Origin of the sequence: Microbacterium yannicii PS01 (assembly GCF_000304335.1) — a bacterium.
Classification (GTDB): domain Bacteria; phylum Actinomycetota; class Actinomycetes; order Actinomycetales; family Microbacteriaceae; genus Microbacterium; species Microbacterium yannicii_A.
The window spans coordinates 67,272-90,699 of record NZ_CAJF01000001.1; the positions used below are offsets into that span (position 1 = coordinate 67,272).

25 protein-coding genes are annotated in these 23,428 nt (G+C 69.6%); 12 read left to right on the forward strand and 13 right to left on the reverse strand.

The features are described from left to right. Positions 1–4 precede the first annotated feature (4 nt). Complete coding sequence (locus WYM_RS00330) at positions 5–1,450, reverse strand: cytochrome ubiquinol oxidase subunit I (protein WP_026059426.1); 1,446 nt, start codon at positions 1,448–1,450, stop codon at positions 5–7. Between the two features lie 141 nt (positions 1,451–1,591). On the opposite strand from WYM_RS00330, the gene moaA reads away from it, so the two are divergent. Both moaA and fdhD read left to right on the forward strand, forming a co-directional pair. Then, a complete protein-coding gene (gene moaA / locus WYM_RS00335) occupies positions 1,592–2,821 on the forward strand; it encodes a GTP 3',8-cyclase MoaA (RefSeq protein WP_019178827.1) in 1,230 nt (409 codons plus the stop codon). A gap of 1 nt (position 2,822) precedes the next feature. Continuing rightward, entirely contained in the window at positions 2,823–3,707 is an 885-nt protein-coding gene (gene fdhD / locus WYM_RS00340) for a formate dehydrogenase accessory sulfurtransferase FdhD (RefSeq protein WP_019178828.1), read from the forward strand. A gap of 80 nt (positions 3,708–3,787) precedes the next feature. Here the strand turns inward: fdhD and WYM_RS00345 are convergent, their stop codons facing one another. Then, entirely contained in the window at positions 3,788–4,372 is a 585-nt protein-coding gene (locus tag WYM_RS00345; RefSeq protein ID WP_019178829.1) for a Dps family protein, read from the reverse strand. A gap of 113 nt (positions 4,373–4,485) precedes the next feature. Between WYM_RS00345 and WYM_RS00350 the strand changes: the two genes are divergently transcribed. The 3 genes from WYM_RS00350 to WYM_RS00360 all read left to right on the forward strand — a co-directional run bounded on the left by WYM_RS00350 (position 4,486) and on the right by WYM_RS00360 (position 7,513). Then, complete coding sequence (locus WYM_RS00350; RefSeq protein WP_237739257.1) at positions 4,486–5,925, forward strand: amidase; 1,440 nt, start codon at positions 4,486–4,488, stop codon at positions 5,923–5,925. 440 nt (positions 5,926–6,365) lie between these two features. Then, entirely contained in the window at positions 6,366–7,106 is a 741-nt protein-coding gene (locus WYM_RS00355; RefSeq protein ID WP_019178831.1) for a sulfurtransferase, read from the forward strand. Next, positions 7,106–7,513, forward strand: coding sequence for a DUF3054 domain-containing protein (locus tag WYM_RS00360; protein ID WP_019178832.1), 408 nt, complete (start codon positions 7,106–7,108; stop codon positions 7,511–7,513). The genes WYM_RS00355 and WYM_RS00360 overlap by 1 nt, the downstream gene beginning before the upstream one ends. A gap of 178 nt (positions 7,514–7,691) precedes the next feature. On the opposite strand, the gene WYM_RS00365 is transcribed toward WYM_RS00360, so the two are convergent. The 8 genes from WYM_RS00365 to WYM_RS00400 form a co-directional block, all read right to left on the reverse strand. Beyond that, on the reverse strand, positions 7,692–8,147 hold the full coding sequence (locus tag WYM_RS00365; RefSeq protein ID WP_019178833.1) for an SRPBCC family protein: 456 nt from the start codon (positions 8,145–8,147) through the stop codon (positions 7,692–7,694). Positions 8,148–8,292: 145 nt separating this feature from the next. Further along, on the reverse strand, positions 8,293–9,813 hold the full coding sequence (locus WYM_RS00370; protein WP_019178834.1) for a SulP family inorganic anion transporter: 1,521 nt from the start codon (positions 9,811–9,813) through the stop codon (positions 8,293–8,295). Between the two features lie 157 nt (positions 9,814–9,970). Continuing rightward, entirely contained in the window at positions 9,971–11,041 is a 1,071-nt protein-coding gene (locus WYM_RS00375) for a fatty acid desaturase (RefSeq protein ID WP_019178835.1), read from the reverse strand. Positions 11,042–11,291: 250 nt separating this feature from the next. Further along, complete coding sequence (locus tag WYM_RS00380) at positions 11,292–11,495, reverse strand: cold-shock protein (RefSeq protein ID WP_026059428.1); 204 nt, start codon at positions 11,493–11,495, stop codon at positions 11,292–11,294. Positions 11,496–12,056: 561 nt separating this feature from the next. Next, the gene (locus WYM_RS00385) at positions 12,057–12,968 is read right to left on the reverse strand and encodes an ABC transporter substrate-binding protein (protein ID WP_019178837.1); all 912 of its coding nucleotides are present in this window, start codon (positions 12,966–12,968) and stop codon (positions 12,057–12,059) included. 27 nt (positions 12,969–12,995) lie between these two features. Further along, positions 12,996–13,718: an ABC transporter permease gene (locus tag WYM_RS00390; RefSeq protein ID WP_019178838.1), complete on the reverse strand. Its 723-nt coding sequence runs from the start codon at positions 13,716–13,718 to the stop codon at positions 12,996–12,998. After that, entirely contained in the window at positions 13,715–14,401 is a 687-nt protein-coding gene (locus tag WYM_RS00395; protein WP_019178839.1) for an ABC transporter permease, read from the reverse strand. The genes WYM_RS00390 and WYM_RS00395 overlap by 4 nt, the downstream gene beginning before the upstream one ends. Further along, positions 14,398–15,222, reverse strand: a complete 825-nt coding sequence (locus tag WYM_RS00400) for an ABC transporter ATP-binding protein (RefSeq protein ID WP_019178840.1) — start codon at positions 15,220–15,222, stop codon at positions 14,398–14,400. The genes WYM_RS00395 and WYM_RS00400 overlap by 4 nt, the downstream gene beginning before the upstream one ends. Before the next feature lie 160 nt (positions 15,223–15,382). On the opposite strand from WYM_RS00400, the gene WYM_RS00405 reads away from it, so the two are divergent. Then, on the forward strand, positions 15,383–16,801 hold the full coding sequence (locus tag WYM_RS00405; RefSeq protein ID WP_026059429.1) for a dihydrolipoyl dehydrogenase family protein: 1,419 nt from the start codon (positions 15,383–15,385) through the stop codon (positions 16,799–16,801). A 12-nt stretch (positions 16,802–16,813) separates the two neighbouring features. On the opposite strand, the gene WYM_RS00410 is transcribed toward WYM_RS00405, so the two are convergent. Next, the gene (locus WYM_RS00410; protein WP_019178842.1) at positions 16,814–17,422 is read right to left on the reverse strand and encodes a flavodoxin family protein; all 609 of its coding nucleotides are present in this window, start codon (positions 17,420–17,422) and stop codon (positions 16,814–16,816) included. A 164-nt stretch (positions 17,423–17,586) separates the two neighbouring features. Between WYM_RS00410 and WYM_RS00415 the strand changes: the two genes are divergently transcribed. From WYM_RS00415 to WYM_RS00440, 6 genes are all read left to right on the forward strand, one after another. Continuing rightward, a complete protein-coding gene (locus WYM_RS00415; RefSeq protein ID WP_019178843.1) occupies positions 17,587–18,084 on the forward strand; it encodes a DUF427 domain-containing protein in 498 nt (165 codons plus the stop codon). Positions 18,085–18,192: 108 nt separating this feature from the next. Beyond that, entirely contained in the window at positions 18,193–19,023 is an 831-nt protein-coding gene (locus WYM_RS00420) for a DUF4397 domain-containing protein (RefSeq protein ID WP_019178844.1), read from the forward strand. A 41-nt stretch (positions 19,024–19,064) separates the two neighbouring features. Continuing rightward, a complete protein-coding gene (locus tag WYM_RS00425; protein WP_019178845.1) occupies positions 19,065–19,706 on the forward strand; it encodes a class F sortase in 642 nt (213 codons plus the stop codon). Beyond that, entirely contained in the window at positions 19,703–20,290 is a 588-nt protein-coding gene (locus WYM_RS00430; RefSeq protein WP_019178846.1) for an RNA polymerase sigma factor, read from the forward strand. Before WYM_RS00425 ends, WYM_RS00430 begins: the two co-directional genes overlap by 4 nt. Continuing rightward, entirely contained in the window at positions 20,277–21,068 is a 792-nt protein-coding gene (locus WYM_RS00435) for an anti-sigma factor domain-containing protein (protein ID WP_019178847.1), read from the forward strand. The genes WYM_RS00430 and WYM_RS00435 overlap by 14 nt, the downstream gene beginning before the upstream one ends. Positions 21,069–21,086: 18 nt before the next feature. After that, positions 21,087–21,695, forward strand: coding sequence for a GyrI-like domain-containing protein (locus tag WYM_RS00440; RefSeq protein WP_019178848.1), 609 nt, complete (start codon positions 21,087–21,089; stop codon positions 21,693–21,695). A 137-nt stretch (positions 21,696–21,832) separates the two neighbouring features. Here WYM_RS00440 and WYM_RS00445 read toward each other — a convergent pair whose 3' ends face one another. Further along, positions 21,833–22,561, reverse strand: a complete 729-nt coding sequence (locus WYM_RS00445) for a hypothetical protein (RefSeq protein ID WP_019178849.1) — start codon at positions 22,559–22,561, stop codon at positions 21,833–21,835. A 166-nt stretch (positions 22,562–22,727) separates the two neighbouring features. After that, a complete protein-coding gene (locus WYM_RS00450) occupies positions 22,728–23,405 on the reverse strand; it encodes a response regulator transcription factor (RefSeq protein WP_019178850.1) in 678 nt (225 codons plus the stop codon). Positions 23,406–23,428: the final 23 nt, after the last annotated feature.

Sequence of the window (23,428 nt, forward strand, 5' to 3'; positions counted from 1 at the left end):
GCTCTCAGTAGACCGTCGTGGGGGTGTGCTCGACCGCGAGGTCACGCGGGTCCGGGTCGTCGGGGCCAGGAAGCGGGTCAGGGCCCCGCTGACCCGTCTTGAGGATCAGGCCGACCTCGACCACGGCGAGCGCCGCGTAGATGAGGGTGAAGGCGACCAGCGAGATCAGGACGTTCCAGCCGGGGACGCTCGGCGAGACGCCGTCCTCGGTGAGCATGAGCCCGAACACGATCCAGGGCTGGCGGCCCATCTCGGTGAAGACCCACCCGACGAGGATTGCGAACAGCGACGCCGGCCATGCCCAGATCGCGAGACGCCAGGCCCATGCGGGCACATCGCGCTTCGCGCCCTTGCGGGTCAGCCACAGGCCGACGACGGCGGTCAGCGCAGCGATGCCGCCCAGGCCGATCATCCAGCGGAAGGACCAGTACGTGACCCACACGATCGGCGCGAAGTTGCCCTCGACCTGGTCGGCGAACTGCGGGAACAGCTCGGTGCTGTACTGCGTGTTGAGGTCGTTGATGCCCTCGACGCAGCCGTCCAGGGTGTGGGTGGACAGGAACGACAGCAGATACGGGATCCGTATCGAGAACAGCTCGGTGGAGCCGTCCGGAGTTCCGAGCGTGAACACGGAGAAGGACGCGTCCGCTCCGCACGCGCTGTTGAACATGGCTTCGGCCGCGGCCATCTTCATCGGCTGCGTCGCCACCATCACGAGGCTCAGCTGATCGCCCGAGAGCGCGACGCCGGCGAAGGCGACGACCATGCCCCACAGCCCGTACTTCAGCGACGAGCGCATCATCTCGACGTTCTGCTTGCGCAGCAGGTGCCAGGCCGAGATCGAGATGATCACGCCCGCTGTCATCATGAAGGCCGCGAACAGCGTATGGGGGAGTGCCGCGAGCGCCACCGGATTCGTGAGCACCGCGAAGAAGTCGTTCATCTCGGCGCGTGAGCCGTCCTCGGCCATCTGGAAGCCGACCGGATTCTGCATGAACGCGTTCGCGGCGAGGATGAAGAACGCCGAGAACCACGCGCCGATCGTCGCGATCCAGATGCTGGCCAGGTGCAGCGCCTTGGGCAGCTTGTCCCAGCCGAAGATCCACAGTCCGATGAACGTCGCCTCGAAGAAGAAGGCCATCAGCCCCTCGAAGGCCAGCGGCGCGCCGAACACGTCACCGACGAAGCGCGAGTAGGCCGACCAGTTCATGCCGAACTGGAACTCCTGGACGATGCCGGTGACCACGCCCATCGCGAAGTTGATGAGGAAGATCTTCCCGAAGAAGCGCGTCAGGTGCAGCCACTTCACGTTGCCGGTGCGGAACCACGTCGTCTGGAAGATCGCGACGGTCAGCGCCATGCCGAGGGTGAGCGGCACGAACAGGAAGTGGTACAGCGTCGTGAGGCCGAACTGCCAACGGGCGAGCAGGAGGGGGTCCAGCAGATCCACGGTGCGGTCTCCGATCACGAGCTGATCCGATGTGGTCTGACCACACTATCATGTGGTCAGACCACAGGAGCCAGGCCCCGCGTCGGCTGAGCACGACTACCCTCGAAGCATGACGGGGCACTCGAGCGGGGCGGCGCGCACGTGAGCGCCATCCCGGTCGTCATCGGGCGACGGATGCCGCTGCCCGCGGCACCCGCTCGCTCCGGCGTCCTCAACGCCGGCGCTCCGTCCGCCGGTGCGCCTCTCGTCGACACGCACGGTCGCGTGCACCGCGACCTGCGGATCTCGTTGACCGATCGCTGCTCGCTGCGCTGCACGTACTGCATGCCCGAGCAGGGCAATGAGTGGCTCGCCAAGACGAGCATCCTGACCCTCGACGAGATCGAGCAGGTCGCGCGGGTGGCCGCGGCTGACGGCATCACGACCTTCCGCCTCACCGGCGGCGAGCCGTTGCTGCGCACCGACATCGTGGAGGTGGTGCGACGGCTGTCCGCTCTCACCGGTCCCGACGGTCGGCCGGTCGAGATCGCCATGACCACCAACGGCATCCGGCTCCGCGAACTGCTGCCGGGGCTGATCGCCGCCGGGCTGTCGCGTCTGAACATCTCCATCGACACGCTGCGGCGTGACCGGTTCCGCGATCTCACCCGCCGCGACCGGCTCGACGATGTGCTCGACGGGATCGCAGCGGCGGCGGCATCGGCTCTGCGCCCGTTGAAGCTGAACGCCGTGGCCATGCGTGACGTCAACGACGACGAACTCGTCGACCTCGTCGAGTTCGCGGTCGCGCACGACGCGCAGATGCGGTTCATCGAGCAGATGCCGCTGGATGCCGGCCACACGTGGGACCGGTCGCGCATGGTGACGCAGGACGAGATCCTGGCAGCGCTCGGCACGCGCTGGGCCCTGACGCCCGTGCCCGGCCGCGGCGGCGCCCCCGCCGCCCGCTGGACGCTCGACGGCGGCCCTCACACCGTGGGCGTCATCGCGTCGGTCACCGCGCCGTTCTGCGGCGACTGCGACCGGCTGCGCCTCACCGCCGACGGACAGCTGCGCAACTGCCTCTTCTCGACGACCGAGTACGACCTGCTGCCGGCCCTTCGACAAGCTCAGGGACCGGCAGGAGCGGCTCAGGGACCGGCGGGAGCCGCTCAGGGACCGGCAGGAGCGGCTCAGGGGCCGGCGGGAGCGGCCCTTCGACAAGCTCAGGGACCGGAGACGGAGGTGGTCGCTGAGCCTGTCGAAGCGTCCGCCGACGCCGCGATCGACCGGATGCTGCGGTCGTGCGTGCACGGCAAGCTCCCGGGTCACGCGATCAACGACCCCTCGTTCCTGCAGCCTGCGCGGGGCATGAACGCGATCGGCGGCTGAAGTGGGCCGCCTCACCGCGCGCAGTCCGGTCACCCGCATCAGCCTGGACGACGTCGCGCCCGGCGTGCGACGTCGCGCCGACACGCTGGCCGTGGAGGAGCCGCTCGAGATCCGCCTCGGCGGCGAGCCGCTGACGGTCACGATGCGCACGCCCGGGCACGACATCGAGCTGGCCGCGGGCTTCCTCGTCTCGGAGAGCGTCATCTCGGCAGGCGGGCACTTCCGCTCCGCCATCCATTGCGGCGGACCGGGCACGGGCACCGTGGGGCTCACATCCACTGAGAACACGTACAACGTCCTCGATGTGACGCTCGCGCCCGGAGTCGAGGCGCCGTCGACGGACATCGCCCGCAACTTCTACACGACGAGCTCGTGCGGGGTCTGCGGCACCGCGTCGATCGAGGCGATCGAGAAGTCGTCGCGCTACGACGTCGCCGCAGACCCGGTGACCGTCGACGCTGCCCTCATCGCAGGGCTTCCCGACGCGCTTCGTGCGGGACAGGCGGTGTTCGAGAAGACCGGCGGCCTCCACGCCGCCGCCCTGTTCGACGCTTCCACCGGTGAGCTGCTCGTCCTGCGCGAGGACGTCGGCCGGCACAACGCCGTCGACAAGGTCGTCGGCTGGGCGGTCCTCGAGGACCGGCTGCCGCTCACGGGGACGGTCCTGCAGGTGTCGGGCCGTGCGAGCTTCGAGCTCGTGCAGAAGGCGGTGATGGCCGGCATCCCGGTTCTGTCGGCGGTGTCGGCACCCTCGTCCCTCGCGGTCGAGCTGGCCGCGGCATCCGGGCTCACCCTCGCGGGGTTCGTCCGCGGACGGTCGATGAACCTGTACTCACGGCCGGACCGGATCGCGGTCGGCCGAGCCGACGCCGCACACACCGCGTAGCGACCGGGCTCCCAGCCGCCCTGTTAACGGGCGCTGCCCGCCGGTCCGGGGAGAGGCGGGCAGCGTCAGGGCGCCTGGGATCACCGCTGCGGGGTGCGGTTCTCCGCGCTCACCATCCACGAGAGCTGCTCTACCCGCTCGAGAATCGCGTGCAGGATGTCAGCGCTGGTGGGGTCTTCTTCGTCGACGTCGTCGTGGACGTCGCGGCAGGTGGTGGCGACCGCGTCCAGTCGTTCGGTCATCAGGTCGATGACCTCGGTGGTCGCGATCTCTCCCTGGGGGAACTCCGGCAGGGTCGTGGTCTGGGCGACCAGGTCGCTGCGGCCGTCCGGGAGGGCATGCAGCGACCGCATCCGCTCGGCGATCGTGTCGGCGAAGTCGCGTGCGGCCTCGATGATCTCGTCCAGCTGCAGGTGCGTGTCGCGGAAGTTGCGTCCGACCACGTTCCAGTGAGCCTGCTTGCCCTGCAGCGACAGCTCGATGAGATCCACGAGCACCTTCTGGAGGTTCTCGCTGAGGGTCTCGGACGCGGAGAACCCGCGCTCGGCGTTCTGCTCCGAGGTCAGCTCGGCTCCGACGCCGCCGCGTGCGGGGCGCCGCTTGCCGGAGGTTGCGGAACCGGCCTGGGACTTGGCGGTGGGCTTCTTGGTCGCGGTGGTGGCCACTGTCACTCCGTTCGTGGGGATGTGTGAAAAGTTACCGAGGACCCGAGTCGCAGGCCCGGGGATTGCCTTCCCCCCGATGACGTGCTACCCGGCGACGTGGTGGGATGGGACAGATGACCGCATCCGAACCGGCACCGCCTTCCGACCTCGCCCTTCCCGACGAGATCGTCTCCGCCACCGCTATCGCGGCCGCCGTCCGCCGCGGAGAGGTGGCGGCGCGTGCGGTCGTCGACGCGCACCTGGATCGCATCGCCCGCGTCAATCCGGGTCTGCACGCGCTCACCGTCGTCTTCGCAGATCGGGCGCGGGCCGCTGCCGACGCGGTCGACGCGGCCGTCGCCGCCGGAGACGACCCCGGTCCGCTCGCGGGTGTGCCGATCTCGGTGAAGGAGAACATCGACCTCACCTGGTCGGCCACGACGAACGGGTGGCGCGGGTTCGCCGACGCGGTCCCCGATCGCGACGCCACGATCGTGCGGCGCATGCGGGAGGCGGGCGCCGTGCCCATCGGGCGAGGGAACATGCCCGACTTCGGGATGCGGTGGGACACCGACAACGACCTCTTCGGACGCACGGTCAATCCGTGGAATGCCGCGCGCAGCGCCGGAGGCTCGAGCGGCGGCGACGCCGTCGCGGTGGCGACCGGGATGAGCGCGATCGGCCTCGGCAACGACTTCGGCGGATCGCTCCGCCTGCCCGCCTACGCCGCAGGGGTGTACGGTCTGCGTCCCTCGAGGGGAAGGGTGCCCCGCGCGGCCGTCGAGCGGCACCCGGTCGCGCTCACCCTCCAGGAGTTCTCGGTGAACGGACCGCTCGCACGGGGTGTCGATGACCTCGAGCTCGCCCTCCGCGTTCTGAGCGGATGGGATGCCGACGATCCTGTGTCGCTGGATGCTCCGCATGTGCAGCCCGAGGACGTACCTCGTCGGGTCGGAGTCGTGCGAGACCCGGTGGGCGACGGGGTCGACCCGGAAGTCGCCGCCGGGATCGCCCGAACCGCGGCATCCCTCGCCGATGCGGGCTGGGATGTCGTCGACGTCGAGGCTCCGCTTCTCGAAGAGGCGGCGGTGCTGTGGCGCCGGCTGTCGTGCACCGACATGCTGATCTCGCTCGACCCGTCCGTGCTCGGCACGCCGCTCGGCGGGTCGGCCACGCGGTTCCTGCGCGACAGCACCGCCGCCGCGAGGCCGTACGAGACGGCGACGGAGTACGCGCAGGCGTGGGCGCGCCGGGCGGTGATCGCCGCAGACTGGCGACGACTGCAGGTGGAGGTGCCGCTCGTCCTCGGGCCGGTGTCGGCGTCCCGCATGCGCGAGCCCGACTACGACCTGGGCGGCAGGGAGCCGGCCGACCACGCTTGGCGGGATCTGCGGCTGACGGTGGCGGCGAACTTCCTGGGACTTCCCGCGCTCGCTCTTCCGAGCGGGCTCGGCACCGATGGCATGCCCTCGGGCGTGCAGCTGATCGGGCCGATGTTCGGCGAGGCCGTGGCGGTCGCCGCCGCCCGAGACGTCGAGATGCGGCTCGCCCGGATGCCGCACCCTCAGCCGTGACGTCGGCACCGGGCCGAGGTGCCGGGCTTCGGACGTAGAAACGAGGCGGAGCAACCGATCACGATCGCTCCGCCTCGCGCCACCGGGGCGTTAGGGAAGGGGGGTCTCCGGCGGCTGGGGGAAAGTCGGTTCTTCGGGGTTCGGCGCGAGCGGCTCGTCCGGGTACGGCGCGGACGGCTCGACCGGTCCACCGGGGGGCGCCGTCGCCGGCGACGGCGAGGGCGCATCAGGAGAGCCCGGCGCTCCGGGTCCACCGGGGCCTGACGGCATCTCACCCGGAGTGGACGGCGGAGGGGTCGGATCGGTCATCGCTGCTCCCATCGGTCCGCCGGCATGGGTCCACCGTGCGGCAAGATGACCAGCATCCACGTCGCTCTCGCGTCGAGCGACCCCCTTGACCTGGGGGTCAATGTCGAGTAGCGCCACGTACGCTAGAGGTCGTGGCATCCGTTCTCAACGTCTCGGCGTACCTGTTCACCCGAATCGACGATGCCGCGCATCTGCGCACGACGCTGCGCGAGCGTGCCGTCGCGGCGGAGCTCAAGGGCACGATCCTGCTCGCCGAGGAGGGAATCAATCTGTTCCTCGCCGGCGGGGCTGCCGACGTGCGCGGTTTCCTCGAAGAGCTGCGCGGGGACGCTCGCTTCGCCGGACTCACGGCGAAGGAGAGCTGGTCGACCGCCACGCCTTTCGGCAGGCTGCTCGTGAAGGTCAAGCGCGAGATCATCCGCATGGATCACCCGACGATCCGCCCGGGTGGCGGTCGGGCGCCCGCCGTCTCGCCGGCCACCCTGCGGCGGTGGCTCGACCGAGGTCGCGACGACGACGGCCGCGAGATCGTGCTGCTCGACACGCGGAACGCCTTCGAAGTCGACTACGGCTCGTTCGAAGGGGCGCTGGACTGGCGCCTCGAGCGGTTCACCCAGTTTCCGGATGCGGCTGCCGCCGCCGCGGCGGAACTTCGGGGCAAGACGGTGGTGAGCTACTGCACCGGCGGCATCCGGTGCGAGAAGGCGGCGCTCTACCTGCGCGAAGAGGGCGTCGAGGCGTTCCAGCTCGACGGCGGGATCCTCGGCTACTTCGAGCACGTGGGCGGCGATCACTGGACGGGGGAGTGCTTCGTCTTCGACGAGCGTGAAGCCCTCACTCCCGGACTGGCGCCGCGCGCCGAGGCCGCCTGATGCCCGACGCAGCCCACCGCGCCGGACTTGCGGCCATCCTTCTCGCCGCCGTCCTCGACGCCGTGCTGATCATCGCGTTCGCCGCGACCGGCCGCGCCAGCCACGACTCGGACGTCTGGTCGGGGCTGTGGCAGACGGCGTGGCCGTTCCTCGCCGGCCTCGCCGGCGGCTGGCTGGTGACGCTCGCGTGGCGGGCTCCTTCGGCCCCTGTGCGCACGGGGCTGGGCGTGTGGGCGGCGACCCTGGTCGGCGGCATGCTGTTGCGCGCGGCATCCGGTCAGGGTACGGCCCTGCCGTTCGTCATCGTGGCGGCCGTCACGCTGCTGATCGCCCTGGTCGGCTGGCGTGCTGTCGCGGTGCTCGTCCGCCGTGGGCGAGTCCGCCGCGCCGAGGCATCCGTCCGCTAAGCGCGGTGGCGCAGGCCGGTCTCGATCACGATCCGGTTGCCCTCGATCACGCCGACCGACCGCGGCCTCCAGCCCGCGACGGCGCATGGCGCGGCAGGGCGGCGCGCTGACGGACGACGAAGCGGATGCCTCGAATCCGAGGCATCCGCTTCGTGTCGCCGTGGCGTGAGGCGAGCGATCAGTTCTCGACGTCGCCGCGCCAGGCACCGGTCTCGCGGTCGGTGTTCTCGATGAACTCCTTGAAGTTCTTCAGGTCCTTCTTCACGGCGTGCGTCCCGGCGCGGACCAGCGAGCCGAGCTTCTCGACGGCATCGGTCGGGGTCCAGTCGATCTGCACCGTCACCCGCGAAGACGTGTCGGAGAGCTTGTGGAAGGTCACGACTCCGGCGTGGGCCGTGTCGCCCCCGATGCTGGTCCATGCGACCCGCTCGTCGGGGTGCTGCTCGGTGACCTCGGCGTCGAACTCGCGCGTGAACGGACCGACCTTCACCTTCCAGTGCAGGTGCGTGTCGTCGATCTGCGTGATGGACTCGACCTCGTCGAGGAAGTGCGGGAAGCTCTCGAACTGGGTCCACTGGTTGTAGGCCATCGTGACGGGCACGTCGACGTCGATGCTCTCGATGATCTGGCTCATGGCTTCTCCTTTCGCCGGCGAGGACGGACCTCGGCCGGCCGGTGTCTGTTCTTCCAGCATCGTCGTCGCGCGCGCCCGAACCCACCCCCTTGACCGCAGGCCGCTGCCCGGATAACGGGGGTGTCCGACGGCGCGATGAGGCGCCTCACTCGCCGGAGAGGCCCCCGCTCAGCCGGCGGTGGAACGCGGTGGTGGCGTCGTTCATGCCCTCCAGCTCGGCGACGATGCCATGCTGCTGGTACTTCGTCACGATCGCATCGAGCGCGGCCACGGTCGAGGCATCCCAGATGTGCGAGCGTGACATGTCGATCACGACCCGCGGTGGATCGGTCGCGTACTCGAACTGCGTCGTCAGGTCGTTGCTCGACGCGAAGAACAGCTCTCCGTCGACGCGGTACTGCGCGACCTCACCATCGTGGGTGAGCGTGACCGTGCGCGTCACCGAGGTGAAGTGCGCCACGCGCCGAGCGAAGAGCACCATCGCGGTCAGCACGCCGGCCACGACGCCGATCGCCAGGTTGTGCGTCCACACCGTGATCGCGACGGTCACGACCATCACCAGCGTCTCGCTCACCGGCATTCGCCTGAGCGTCGACGGGCGGACGCTGTGCCAGTCGAACGTCGAGAACGACACCAGGATCATGACCGCCACGAGCGCGGCCATGGGGATCATCCCGACGATGTCGCCGAGCACGACGACCAGCACCAGCACCCAGACGCCCGCCATGAAGGTCGAGATCCTGGTGCGACCGCCGGATGTCTTGATGTTGATCATCGTCTGGCCGATCATGGCGCAGCCGCCCGTTCCTCCGAAGAACGCCGAGGCGATGTTCGCGACTCCCAGACCCCAGGCCTCACGCGTCTTGCGCGAGTGGGTGTCGGTGATGTCGTCGACGAGCTTCGCGGTCATGAGCGATTCGAGCAGGCCCACGAGGGCTGCGGCGACCGCGAACGGAGCAACGATCTGCAGGGTCTCCCAGGTGAGGGGCACGTCGGGGATGAGCAGCTCGGGCAGGCTCCGCGGCAGCTCGCCCTGATCGGCGACATCCGGCACCGCGATTCCGAAGATCGCGACGGCCGCCGTGAGCAGCACGATGGCGATGAGCGGACCCGGGACCGTTCGCGTGATCTTCGGCCAGACGAACAGGATGCCGAGCCCGACCGCGACGAGGAGGTACACCGGCCAGGGCACATCGATGAGCTGCGGCAGCTGCGAGACGAAGATCAGGATCGCGAGCGCATTGACGAATCCCACCATCACGCTGCGGGGGATGAAGCGCATGAGCTTCGCCACCCCCAGCGCTGCGAACACGATCTGGATGAGCCCCGCCAGCACGATGGTCACGATGAGGTAGTCCGCGCCGTACTCGCGGGCCACGGGCGCGATGACGAGCGCGACCGCGCCCGCAGCGGCGGTGATCATCGCGGGACGCCCGCCCGTGAAGGCGATGACCGCAGCGAGCACGAACGAGGAGAAGAGGCCGACCCGGGGGTCGACGCCCGCGACCACGGAGAACGCGATCGCCTCGGGGATGAGCGCGAGGGCGACCACCAGGCCGGCGACCACTTCGCGGGTGAGGAGGCGGGGGCTCCGCAGCGCCTGCCGGACGGTCGGCTCGATGCGGTAGCGACCGGCGGGATCGGGCGCGGGGGCGACGGCAGACACGGAGGCTCCTCGGATGACGAGCGCACCGTTGCGCTGGGCCGGCTCACCGGCGGGAAGAGTGGGATGCCGCGGTGCCCGCGACACCCGGAACTCTACCTCGGGGCGCGCCCGCGGCGAAGCCAGCCTGCTCGCCGCGCCGGCGGGCAGACGGTGAGGATCAGGCCCGGCGGTACTGGCCCGAGACGGGGCAGTCGAACGGGTCGCGGGCGGCGAGCCCGACGCGGTTGAGGTAGTCGATGACGATGCCGTAGGACTTCCACATGGTGGTCTCGACGTAGGGCACGTCGAGGGTGCGACAGTGATCGCGCACGATCTCACGCGCCTGGGCGAGGTGCGGGCGGGGCATGTTCGGGAAGAGGTGATGCTCGATCTGATAGTTCAGGCCGCCCATGATCCAGGTCGCCCACCATCCACCGGAGATGTTGCGCGAGGTGCGAACCTGCTTGCTGAAGAAGTCGAGCTTCGCGTCCTTCGCGATGATCGGCATCCCCTTGTGGTTCGGCGCGAACGAGGCGCCCATGTACACCCCGAAGACGGCCAGCTGCACGCCGAGGAACGCGAAGGCCATGCCGAGCGGCAGGAACAGGAAGACCGGCGTCCAGATGACGGCGAAGCGCCCGACCAGCATCGCGAGGTCGACCCAGCGGCCCTTGACCGGCTCGCGGCTGAAGAGGTGGCGGAACGCGATGAAATGCAGATTCAGCCCCTCGAGCGTGAGCAGCGGGAAGAACAGCCAGCCTTGGCGCTGCGTGATGAAGCGGCGCAGTCCGCGCGCGCTCGCGGCATCCGTCTCGAGGAACGAGATCGTGTCGATCTCGATGTCGGGATCCTTGTCGACCCGGTTGGGGTTGGCGTGATGACGCGTGTGCTTGGTGGTCCACCACGAGGAGCTCATGCCGACGACGGCGTTGCCGAGGATGCGGGCGAGGCGGTCGTTGGCGGGACCGGAGGAGAGGATCTGGCGGTGCGCGGCCTCGTGCGACAGGAACGCGACCTGGGTGAAGAGGATGCCCAGCGCAGCGGCGATGAGCAGCTGGAACCAGCTGTCGCCCAGAAGGATGAATCCGGCGACACAGCCCGCGAAGGCGAGGGCGATGACCGTGCCCACGATGCCGTAGAACCAGGGGGTCCGGCGCAGCAGACCGGTCTCGCGCACGATCTGCGAGACGTCGGTGTACGCGCGGGTGATCGGGGGGAACTCCGCAGTGCCGGCATATGTCTGCCGCACAGGTCCGAGCCGAGGCTCGAGGGTGGTGGAAGAGATGAGGGAACCTGGGTTTCGATCGGGGACCGCGTTGGCCTCGGGAAGCCAAAGGCGGGTGCCGATCGCTGAGTCCCACGCTACGCCCCCTCACATGAGGCGACCGGAATACACCGGTACTCCCAGGCACTCGTCAGGCATGCCGTCGGTCACCAGATCGGTGCCCGGACATGCGTCAGCCCGGGACGGCCAATGCCGTCCCGGGCTGACGAGGGGATCAGAGCGGCCGGATGTTGGCTGCCTGCATGCCCTTCGGACCGCGCTCGGCGTCGAATTCGACCTTCTGGTCTTCGCGGAGCTCCTTGAAGCCCTCACCGGTGATCGCGCTGAAGTGTGCGAAGAGATCGGCAGAGCCGTCATCGGGAGCGATGAAGCCGTAGCCCTTCTCGGAGTTGAACCATTTCACGGTGCCAGTGGCCATCGTGTCTTTCCTTTTACTTTTCGGGCCGCGTGAGCGACCAGGGGCGCCGTTCCAACGTGTTCGGAACGGACGTGTGAGGTGCGCGGTGCGCGCAGGTGCCGGCGCGAGCCGGGTGGCGACGGCTGCCACCGCTCGGTTCGCGAGGTCGCGGGTCGCGTGCAGGCCGAGGTGCTCGCCGCGTGCACCGTGGGCTTCATAGCCGCGCGGGGTCACGCCGACGAACCCGGCGTACTCGCCGGCGCTGGTCGCGACGAAGACGTCGTCGTCGGCCTGGCGCCAGTCGAGCATCGAGCGCGACGGGGAGGTGGTGTGGGTGACGAAGGTCAAGAGGTCTTTCAGGAGAAGATGCGCGGGCTCTGAGGCTCTAGCGCGGGAAGTCGAAGGAGAAGAGGAGGGGCCGGTTGTGCTGCGGCGGTCGGACGTCGGGCGGTCTGCTTCTCCACAGTGAGGCAGTGCATTCGACGCGGAGACCCGAATGGGCAATCGCCAGCGTAGCACGAGGTGACGTGTGACGACGACGTGGCCGTGGGGGCGCTGACGAGCGCCCCCACGGGCTCACCGTCAGGCGAGGTCGTTCTCGGCGAGCCAGTCCGCGGCGATGTCCTCGGACGAGCGCTCCTCCTCGGTCGACTGGACGTTGAGCGCCACGAGGCCCTCCGGTGTCAGGGCCGCGCTCACCGCGTTGATGACGTCGGCGATCTCGTCCGCGACATCGGCGCCTACCACCGGCACCACGTTCGAGGCGAGGAAGAGACCCTCGGGGTCTTCCAGGGTGACCAGGTTCTCGGTCTCGATGCGCGGGTCGGCGCTGTAGACGTTGGCGATCTGGATATTGCCGGCGACGAGTTCGTCGACGGTGGTGTCGGCCGTCGCCTCGAAGGCGACGGTGACGCCGTAGACCTCCTGCAGGCCCGTGGGACCGTACGGACGCTCCTCGAGCTCGGGTGCGCCTCCGAGCACCAGGCCCTCGACGCCGGCGAGGTCGCCGATCGACGAGAGACTGTTCTGCTCGGCGAACTCCGCCGTGACGTTGTACGAGTCCTGGTCGGTCGCGGACGACTGATCGAGCACCGTCAGGCCCTCGGGAAGCGCCTCCTGCAGGGCCGCGTAGACGTCGTCGGACGTGGTCGCGGTCGCCGCCTCGTCGAAGTACTGCAGCAGGTTGCCGGTGTACTCGGGGAAGAGGTCGATCGAGCCGTCTTCGAGGGACGGCATGTAGGCGTCGCGCTGGCCGATGTTGAATTCCCGCTCGACCTCGAAGCCGGCGCCCTCGAGCGCCTGCGCGTAGATCTCGGCAACGATCTCGTTGGAGTAGTAGGCCTGCGAGCCGATGACGATGGCCGACGACTCCTCGGTGTCGCCGCCCGCGTCGCCGCTCTCGAGCGGGTCGCTCGAGGCGCATCCGGCGAGCGCGAGCGCGGCGACAGCGGTCGCGCCGAGCGCGAGCGACAGTCGTGTGCGTGTGATGGGCATTTCGGATCCTCCGGTGTTGTGGTGGGGTCAGGAAGGTTCGGGGACGGCAGGACGGGCGCGCGGCAGAGTAGATCGTCGCGTGCGTCGCGATTCGGTGCGCGGGACCGCGATGCGCGCCAGGACGGCGAAGACGCCGTCGAGCACCAGGGCGAGCACGACGACCACGATCGACGCGCCGAGCACTTCGGCGATGTCGCGAGTCGCGAGACCTCTGATCATGAAATAGCCCAGGCCGCCGAGGCCGAAGTAGGCGGCGATCGTCACCGTCGCGACCACCTGGAGCGACGCGGAGCGGAAGCCGCCGATGAGAAGGGACAACCCGAGGGGCACTTCGACTCTGAACAGGATCTGCCAGCGCGTCATTCCCATCGCGCGGCCGGCGTCGATGACCGTCCGGTCGATCGCCTCGATGCCGGCATAGGCGCCCGCGAGGATCGAGGGGATCGCGAGCAGCACGAAAGCGACCATCGCCGCCTCGGTCTTCAGCGTCACGCCGATCAGCAGCACGAGCAGCGCCACCAGTCCGAGCGCGGGCAGCGCCCGGGCGGCTCCCGAGAGGAAGACGGCGATCTCGCGCCCCTTCCCGGAATGGCCGATGAGCCAGCCGAGAGGGACGGCGATGACGGCGGCGATGAGCACCGCGAAGAACGTGAAGGCCAGGTGCTGGAGAATGGCCTGAGGCAGGGTGAGCGATCCGGTCAGCCGCTCGGGAGAGAAGATCCACGCGATCGCGTCGATGAACAGGTTCACGCTGTCACCGCCCCTCGACGTGCTGCCCGTCTTCTCGCCTGCCGCGGTGCGGTGCGCCGTACCCACGGCATGAGCACGCGGCCGAGCAGGACGAGCAGCAGGTCGATGATGAGAGCGATGACCACGACCGCGACGACACCGGCCAGCACCTCGCCGATGATCCGCCGCTGCGACCCGTTCGTGAAGAGATAGCCGAGGTTGGTCACCCCGACGATCGCCCCGACGGTGGCGAGCGAGATCGTCGACACGGCGGTGACCCGTAGTCCCGACATGATCACGGGGCCGGCGAGCGGGAAGTCGACGGTCCAGAATCTGCGCCACGGGCCGAAGCCGACCGCGACCGCGGCTCCGCGGGTGGTGGCGTTCACCGAAGCCAGGCCGTCCGTGACCGAGCGCGTCATGATCGCGACCGCGTACACCGTGAGAACGGCGATCAGCGTGATCTCGGACCGGAGCGGGAACCCGATGACGACTGCCATCACCGGCAGCAGCGCGAAGGACGGGATGGTGTAGAGCAGACCGACCACCGTGAGGACCGGCCCGCGCAGTCTCGTGTAGCGGAACGCGGCCCAGCCGATCGGCAGGGACACGACGAACCCCAGGATGATCGCGATGCTGCTCTGACGGAGGTGATCCACCGTCAGCTCGCCGATCAGGTCGAGGTTGTCGAGGACCCAGTTCACGCGGTGTCCTCCACGAGGACGCCCTGGGTGCGTCCGGCGCCGTCGACCAGGACGGTGCCGCGCTCCGTTTCTTTGCGGTGCAGCGCCCGTGCGCCGCGTTCGGCCCCGATGAAGCTGGCGACGAAGTCGCTCGCAGGATTCTCGATGATCTCGCTCGGCGTGCCGACCTGGGCGATGTGCGCGCCCTTCTCCAGGATCACGACCTGGTCGCCCAGCAGGAACGCCTCATCGATGTCGTGGGTGACGAAGACGATGGTCTTGTCGAGCTCCTCCTGCAGGCGCAGCGTCTCGGTCTGCAGCTCTGCGCGCACGATCGGGTCGACGGCGCCGAACGGCTCGTCCATGAGGAGGATGTTCGGATCGACCGCGAGTGCCCGTGCCACGCCGACGCGCTGCTGCTGTCCGCCCGAGAGCTGGCTGGGATACCTCGGCGCGAGCGCTCGGTCGAGGCCGACGACATCCATGAGCTCCTGCGCCCGCTCGCGCGCACGCGCGCGCGGAACGCCCGACAGCACCGGAACGGTCGCGATGTTGTCGATGACCGAGAAGTGGGGGAGCAGGCCCGCGTTCTGCAGCACGTAGCCGATCCCGCGGCGCAGCGTGACCGGGTCGCGATCCGCGATCGGCTCGTCGTCGATCGTGATCTGCCCTGCCGTCGGCTCGACGAGGCGGTTGATCATGCGCAGGAGCGTCGTCTTGCCGCACCCTGATGATCCGACGAAGACGGTCGTCTTGTGAGCCGGGATGATGAGGCTGAAGTCGTCGACCGCGAGCGTGCCGTCGGCGAACCGCTTCGAGACCGCGCGGAATTCGATCGCCATGCTGTCCTTTCGGCGGGCTTCCCAGAAAACCACACCTCACCGACATCGCGCCCGAGTTGGCCGGATGTTGACACGGTGTGACCGTTGTGTGATGTTCGGCGCCCGGCTCCCGGCGGATTGCCGTTCGTCACGGGCGGCCCGGGCAAGTACCGTGAACGCCATGAGCACACGAGAGTACGACCTCGTCGTCATCGGAGCCGGCCCGGTCGGAGAGAACGTCGCGGACCGGGCGACGCAGGGCGGCCTGTCGGTCGTCATCGTGGAGAGCGAGCTCGTCGGCGGAGAGTGCTCGTACTGGGCGTGCATGCCGTCCAAAGCACTGCTGCGCGCGGGCTCGGCGCTGAGGGCCGCGCGCGATGTGGAAGGGGCGGCGCAGGCCGTCACGGGCACCGTGGATGTCGCCGCGACACTGAAGCGGCGAGATGCCGTCGTGCACGAGTGGAACGACTCTTCGCAGGCCGAATGGCTCGCCTCGGCCGGCATCGATCTTGTTCGCGGCCACGGGCGCATGACCGCGGAGCGCGAGATCGCGGTCGCCCACGCGGACGGCACCGAGACGACGCTTCGGGCGCGTCACGCGGTCGCGATCGCGACGGGAACGGCGGCCCTCCTGCCCGACATCCCCGGTCTGCGTGACGCGCAGCCGTGGACGAGCCGTGAGGCGACCGGGGTGCGCGAGGTTCCCGCGTCGCTGGCGATCCTGGGAGGGGGCGTCGTCGGAAGCGAGATGGCGACGCTGTTCTCATCGTTCGGCACGCAGGTCACCGTCATCGCGCGATCCGGACTGCTGGGCGGCGTGGAGCCGTTCGCGGGTGAGGCGGTGGCACGGGCGCTGACGGATGCCGGAGCCGACGTGCGCACCGGTGTGCAGGTGGAGCGGGTCGAGCGCGACGATGCGGGCCAGGTCGTCCTGGCGCTGTCGGACGGGTCGGAGGTGCGTGCGGACGAGATCCTCGTGGCGACCGGGCGCGTCCCGCGCACCGGGGATGTCGGGCTCGAGCACGTGGGCGGAGAGCCCGGCGCGTGGCTCGACGTCGACGACACCCTTCGCGTCCGAGGGTTCGACTGGCTCTATGCGGTGGGCGACGTCAACCACCGGGTGCTCCTGACGCATCAGGGCAAGTACCAGGCGCGCGCCGCGGGCGACGTCATCGCCGTGCGTGCTCGCGGAGGTGACGTGGACGACCGGCCGTGGGGGAAGCACGTGGCCACCGCAGATCACTCCGCCGTGCCGCAGGTCGTCTTCACCGAGCCCGAAGTGGCGTCGGTAGGGCACACCGAGGCGTCCGCACGCCAGGCGGGCATCGGCATCCGGGTTCTCGACTACGACCTCTCGTGGGTCGCCGGAGCGAGCACGCATGCCGACCACTACCGCGGTCAGGCGCGCGCGATCGTCGACGAACAGCGCCAGGTGATGATCGGGGCCACGTTCGTCGGCCCCGACGTCGCCGAGCTCCTCCACGCCGCGACCGTCGCGATCGTGGGCGAGGTGCCCATGGATCGACTCTGGCACGCGGTGCCGTCGTACCCGACGCTCAGCGAGGTCTGGCTGCGCTGGCTCGAGGCCTGGGGCCGCTGACGCTCGGCCGCATCAGCTCGGCGGCGCGGGGTAGGGACGCTCCTTCAGCAGGGTCGCGAGATGCGCGGCATTGCCTGCGAGCGTGCCGATCGTCGACTCGACCTTCTCGGGCGTGGCCGTGAGGTCCTTGTAGTCCGTCGTCTTCATCGCCTCGCCGTTCCAGTACACCCCGCCCTGCGACGGGATGCTGAAGCCCACATCGCCCAGCGCCTGGTACAGATCCGCGGTGATCCCGTGGGCACCGTCCTCATTGCCCACCACGACGGTGACGGCGACCTTGCCGGCCAGGATCGCGCGGCCCTCGTCGTCCGTCTCGGAGAGCTCGGCGTCGAGCCTCTCGAGCACCCGCTGCGCGACGCTCGACATGTGACCCACCCAGGTGGGCGTCGCGAAGACGAGGATGTCGGACGCCATGAGCTTCTCGCGGATCTGCGGCCACTGGTCGCCGTCGCCCATGTCGGCCTCCACGCCGGGTCTCACATCGAAGTCGACGACGCGCACCTGTTCGCCGGTCACGTCGTGCCCGGCCAGGGCATCGAGCACCTGCTGCGCCATCAGCTCCGAGCTGGAAGCGGCGGGCGAGGGCTTGAGGGTGCAGTTCAGGGCGAGTGCGCGGAGCATGGAGATCCTTTCGTCGTCGACGTTCGGCACGCTACGCACGATCGCTCCGTCGGACGAGGGCCTTGACAGCCCTCGCCGGCGGACCGGTCCGCCGGCGGCTGTGAGATCACCGGGTTCGACCCCGCGCACGAGGACCACGCCTACGCTGGCGGCGAGGAGGCAAGATGAGACATCCGCTGCCGGACCCGGTCGCATCCGGGCAGGAGTCCGTCTGGGACTATCCTCGTCCGCCGCGCATCGAGCGCGTCGCTCGCCGCGTCCGCATCATCCTCGGCGGCGAGCTGATCGTCGACACCGACGATGTCGTGCGAGTGCTCGAGACCAGTCATCCGCCGGTGTACTACCTGCCGATCGCGGCGTTCGCAGGCGGCGCGCTCAGCTCGGGAGCCGGCTCGTCCTTCTGTGAGTACAAGGGCGCCGCCCGGTACCTGGATGTCCGAGGCGGTGATGTCCTCCGCACCCGCGGGGCGTGGAACTATCCCGACCCGTCGCCCGGATTCGCGTCGCTTGCGGACCGCGCCGCGGTGTACCCGGGCCACATGGACGTGTGCACGGTCGACGGTGTGATCGTCGAGCCGCAGCCGGGTGGGTTCTACGGCGGCTGGATCACTCCGGACATCGTCGGCCCCTTCAAGGGAGCGCCCGGTTCGATGGGCTGGTGACGTCCCGCAGAAAAAGAGTTTCATGCAACTGCATCCGAAATGGCTCCGGCGCCGGAAAGCACTGTCATGGGGTGGTGATGGACCGCCCCCTTCATGAGGAGGAAGACAGTGCGAAAGACAGCAGCCGCCGGTCTCGCCGTCGGCATCATCGCGGCTCTTGGGTTCGCGATGCCGGCATCGGCCGACACGAACGGATCCGCCCAGCTCTCGGTGCTCCACGGCATCCCCGACACCCCCGTCGACGTCTACGTCAACGGAGAGCTCACACTCGACGACTTCCAGCCGGGTGACCTCGCCGGCCCCCTCGAGCTCCCGGCAGGCGACTATGAGGTCGCTCTGACGGCGACGGATGCCGCGGACGCGAGTTCTCCCGTGCTCGGACCTGCCACGCTCACGCTCGCCGCGGGCTCCAATTACACGGCTGTCGCACACCTGACCGAAGCCGGCGAACCCGGGCTGAACCTCTTCACCAACGACACCGCGACCACGGCTGCGGGCGAGGGCCGTCTCACGGTCCGGCATGTCGCCGCCGCTCCCGCGGTGGACGTGCTCGCCGGCGGATCGCCGGTCGTCGAAGGGCTCACGAACCCGAACGAGGCGACGCTGAACCTGCCGGCCGGCACGGTCTCTGCAGCCGTCGCCCTCGCCGGGACCACCGAACCGGTGCTCGGCCCGACAGACGTGCAGATCCAGGACGGCGTCCTGACCATCGTGTACGCGTGGGGAAGTGCCGAGGACGGCAACCTCGCGATCGCGGCGCAGACCGTCACGGGGCTGCACTCCAGCCCTGACGGCGTGCCGTCGGGATCGGCCGGCTACCTCGCACAGCGCGACGCGTCGACCACGTTCCTGATGATCGCGGGCGCCGGCGTGCTCGCGATCGCCGTGGCTGCCGGAGCCGTCACGGTCGTGCGGGCTCGGCAGGGAGCTTCGCACTGATGGCGCGGGGCACGTCGCGAGGCCTCCGGAGAGAGCAGTCGATGGTCTGCGTTCTCGCGGGAACGGTCCTCGCGGCGTGCCTCGTCGCCTGCACACCGGTGGGAGCGGGAGATGCGACGCCGACTCCCCGTCGCATCGCGACGGCGTCTCCTTCCGCTCCCACCCCACCCCCCGCGCTGCCGACGCCGACGATCGATGTGCCCGTGCAGTCGGGTGCGCTGTCGGCGCCGGCAGCCGCGGTTCCTCCCGTGCGGCTGCGCATCGATGCGCTCGGAGTCGACATGCCGGTGACCGACGTCGGGATCGAACCCAGCGGTCAGATGGAGCTGCCGGTCGACCCGGCCGTTGCCGGCTGGTATCGGTACGGGCCGGATGCGCTCAGCGAAGCGGGCAACGTCATGCTCGCCGCCCACGTCGACGCTCCCGACTATCCCATCGGGCCTCTCGCACGACTGCGGGAACTGGGTCCGGGCGCCGCCCTGTCGATCGACGCCGCCGACGGGTCGTCGCGCGGGTATGTGGTGGAGTCGCTCACGTTCTACGACAAGACCGCCCTGCCGACCGCAGAGCTGTTCGCCCGGGAGGGGGCGCCGGCGCTCGTGATCATCACGTGCGGTGGACCGTTCGACCCCACCACCGGCCGATACCGCGATAACGTCGTCGCCATCGCACGACAGCAATGACGCCCGGAAGCGAGGACAGCGTGGCAGCGGATGCCGAGCCCGACGCCGAAGCGCAGCTGAACGCGCGCTTCCGGACGGGTGACGAGTCCGCGCTCGCGGAGGTGTACCGACGGTGGTCGCCCGTGGTGTTCACGTTGGCGCTCCGGTCCCTGGGCGACCGGGGCGACGCCGAGGACGTGACGCAGCGCACCTTCGTGTCGGCGTGGACCTCCCGAGCCTCGTACGACCCCGACAAGGCGCGGCTGTCGACATGGCTGGTCGCGATCGCCCGCCATCGCATCGCCGACACGCACGAGTCCCGTGCGAAGGTGCGGGCCATCCAGGCGGAGATGGAGCGACTCACCCGCCCCGACGACCTGGTCCGGGAGGCCCCGGACCTCTCCGAGACCCTGCTCGTGGCCAACGAGCTGCAGCAGCTCGAGCCCGACGCGCAGATCGTCATGCGCCTGGCCTTCTACGACGATCTGACGCACGACGAGATATCGCGAAGGCTCGGGATGCCCCTGGGTACCGTGAAGAGCCACATCCGGCGAAGTCTCATGCGGATGCGCGACCGATTGGAGGTGACCCGTGTCACACCTTGACCCGGAGCAGCTCGCCCTGGTCGCCATGGGCGAGGCCGTCGCGACGGACGAGGAGCGCGCTCACCTCGCGTCCTGCCCGGCGTGCACGGCGGAGGTCGCCGAGATGACGCACGCGGCGGTCGTCGCGCGCTCGACGATCGACGAGGGCGTGCTCGAGGCACCGTCGTCCCGCGTGTGGGGACGCATCCACGAAGAGCTCGGGCTCGGACAGGCCGTCATGGCAGATCCGCTGTCTTCGGCGGCGGCTGCCCTCGAGCCCGCGGACACGTCGGGGCAGGCGGAGGCCGCGTCCGCCCCGCTCGAGACGTCCGCGTCGGCGGAACGCGTCGGCCGGCGAGTTCGTCGAACCCGGTCGATGTGGGTGCTCGCGGCATCCGTCGTCCTCATCCTCGCCGTAGGCGGGGGACTGTGGGCCGGAGTCTCGGCCAGACTGACGCCGACTGTCGTCGCCGCGGCCTCGCTCGACGCCTTCCCCTCGCACCCGCAGGCCGAGGGCGCGGCCGAGGTCGACGAAAGCCGGGACGGGCGTCGCACCCTCACTGTGACCCTCGAGGGCGCCGCCGAGTCGGACGCCTATCGCGAGGTGTGGCTCATCGGGAACGATGGCGCGGCGCTGATCAGCCTCGGGCTGCTGGAAGGCTCGACCGGCACCTTTCCCATCCCGGAGGGCGTCGATCTGAGTGAATACGACCTCGTCGACATCTCGTTCGAGCCGGTCGACGGCGACCCGGCGCATTCGGGCGACTCGATCGTCCGCGGACAGCTGAAGTCCGCATGAGGCGATAATGTCCCTCCCGTGAAGACGGACTTCAAGAAGGAGATCCGGGCCTACACGGCTCGTCGCGGTGCTTTCGACGTCGTCGACGTGCCGCCGCTGCGGTACCTCATGATCGACGGCCACGGCGACCCGAACGCGCAGGAGTACGCCGACGCCATCTCGACGATCTTCCCCGTCGCCTACAAGCTCAAGTTCCTGAGCAAGAAGGAGCTCGACCGCGACTACGTCGTGATGCCGCTGGAGGCACTGTGGTGGTCGGACGACATGTCAGCGTTCACCACCGGCCGAGACAAGTCGAAGTGGGACTGGACCGCGCTCAACATGATCCCCGACTGGATCACCGAAGACCTCGTCGACCGCGCGCTCGCCGCAGCTGAGGACGCGCCGGCGATCAGAAAGGTGCGGATCGAGACGCTCGCCGAAGGACGCTGCGTGCAGTCGCTCCACATCGGGCCGTTCGATGAGGAGGGGCCGGTGCTCGCGCGCCTGCACGACGAGTACATCCCTGACCACGGCCTGCGCATGACGGGCAAGCACCACGAGATCTATCTCAGCGACCTCCGCCGCACCGATCCGTCCAAGCTGCGCACGATCCTGCGTCAGCCGGTGACGGATGCCGCGGACTGACCGGCCGGGGCCCCGATGCTGAACGCGCGGAACGCCCGCTCCGTCGGTCGGTCGACGGAGCGGGCGTATGCGGGATGCCGCGAGCCCCAGTGGCGGCATCCTCGGCCGACGACCCGAACGCCGGCCCGCGGGCCCGCCTAGGCGTCCGCGCGGTCTGTGATGCGGCTGCGCCCCACGGCGAGCCAGAGTCCGGTGATGGCGAGCCAGATCGGCATGAGAACGCCGGGAAGGCCCGGAACCCCGGATGCGAAGACGGCGCCGAGGGTGGCGATACCCGCGAGTGCTGCAACGGTGCCGAGGATCCGTGAGACGCTCCGCTCCCGGAATGCCATCCACGCCATGGCCAGCGCGCTCGCGATCAGGCCCGTCCAGCCGATGTAGGCGCCGAAGTCGGTGAGCACGTAGTAGACGAACAGGCCGGTGCCGTCCCAGAGGCCGGATTCCGGCCCGAGGTAGTTCGCCAATGCTCCGCGCCAGCCGTATCCGAGGGCGAGGGCACCACTGGCGGCGATCACTCCGCCGCTCACGACCCGGGAGGCGGTCGAACGCGCGAAGCGCGCATCCACGTGACGTCGCCACGCGGCGGCGAAGACGATGAGCGCGAGCACGGAGACCAGGCCGGCGAAGAACCCGATGCGCCCCACCAGCGGGTCGAGGCTGAGCATGTCGGCTGCGGTGACGATGTACTGCTCGCCCCGGTCGGCGGCCGCCAGCTCGGCCTCGGGGCGAAGGTCGGTGACGACGGTGCCGGTGGTGCCGGCGAGCCCGGCGAGCAGGGCCCACAGCGGCCATCCCGCGAATCGGCCTCGCGGCGCACGGGACGGCGCCGGGGCGCCGGGTTGGGTGAGATCGGATGTCGAGGACATGGCCTGGCCTTCGTGTTCGGGAGCGCGGCCCGGTGCCACGCAGCCGCGGTTGCGGCTCGATCCCAGCTTCGGGCGCCTGGCCGCCCGGCGGTCAGGTGCGTGAGTCCTCGATGTGCCTGGGACGCCCGCCGGGACACTCGACTGGCCTGGCGCGGGTGAGGCACGCTCAGGCGCCGGCTGTTCCATGGCGGGAGCCGAGCCCCGCTTCGCGCGCCATCACGATCAGCGCGCTGCGATCGGGTGCACCCAGCTTGGTGATGATGCTGTAGACGTAGTTGCGCACCGTCTTGCTCGTGAGCACGAGCGTGCGTGCGATCGAGCCGTTGTCGAGGCCCCGCGCGACGAGGTCGAGCACCTCGGATTCGCGATCGGTGAGCTCGGGGAATCTCCGGGCGCCCGTATCGGACGCGCTGCCGCTGAGATACGCGACGGCGCGGGCCGCGACATCCGCTCCGAACAGCACCTGACCGTCGGCGACGGCATGGATCGCGCGTTCGACCTCGAGCGGGGAGGCGACCTTCAGCAGGTACCCCTTGGCGCCGGCGCGCATTGCGGCGAACAGGGAACGGTCGTCCCCGAGCATGGTCAGGACCAGCACGGCGGTCGAGGGATGCTGCTGCGTGAGCATCCGCGTGGCGTCGATGCCGGACTCGGATCCGAGGTCCAGATCCATGAGCACCACGTCGGGGGCGTGCTGACCCACCAGGTCCAGGGTGTCGGCGATCGTCGCCGCGTCGCCGACGACTTCCACGCCGTCCAGCGTGTCCAGCAGCGACGTGATGCCTCGGCGGAAAAGCGGGTGATCGTCGACGACGGCGACCTTGAGTGCGTGGCCTTGACTCATCTCGACTCCCTCCGCCGCGATCT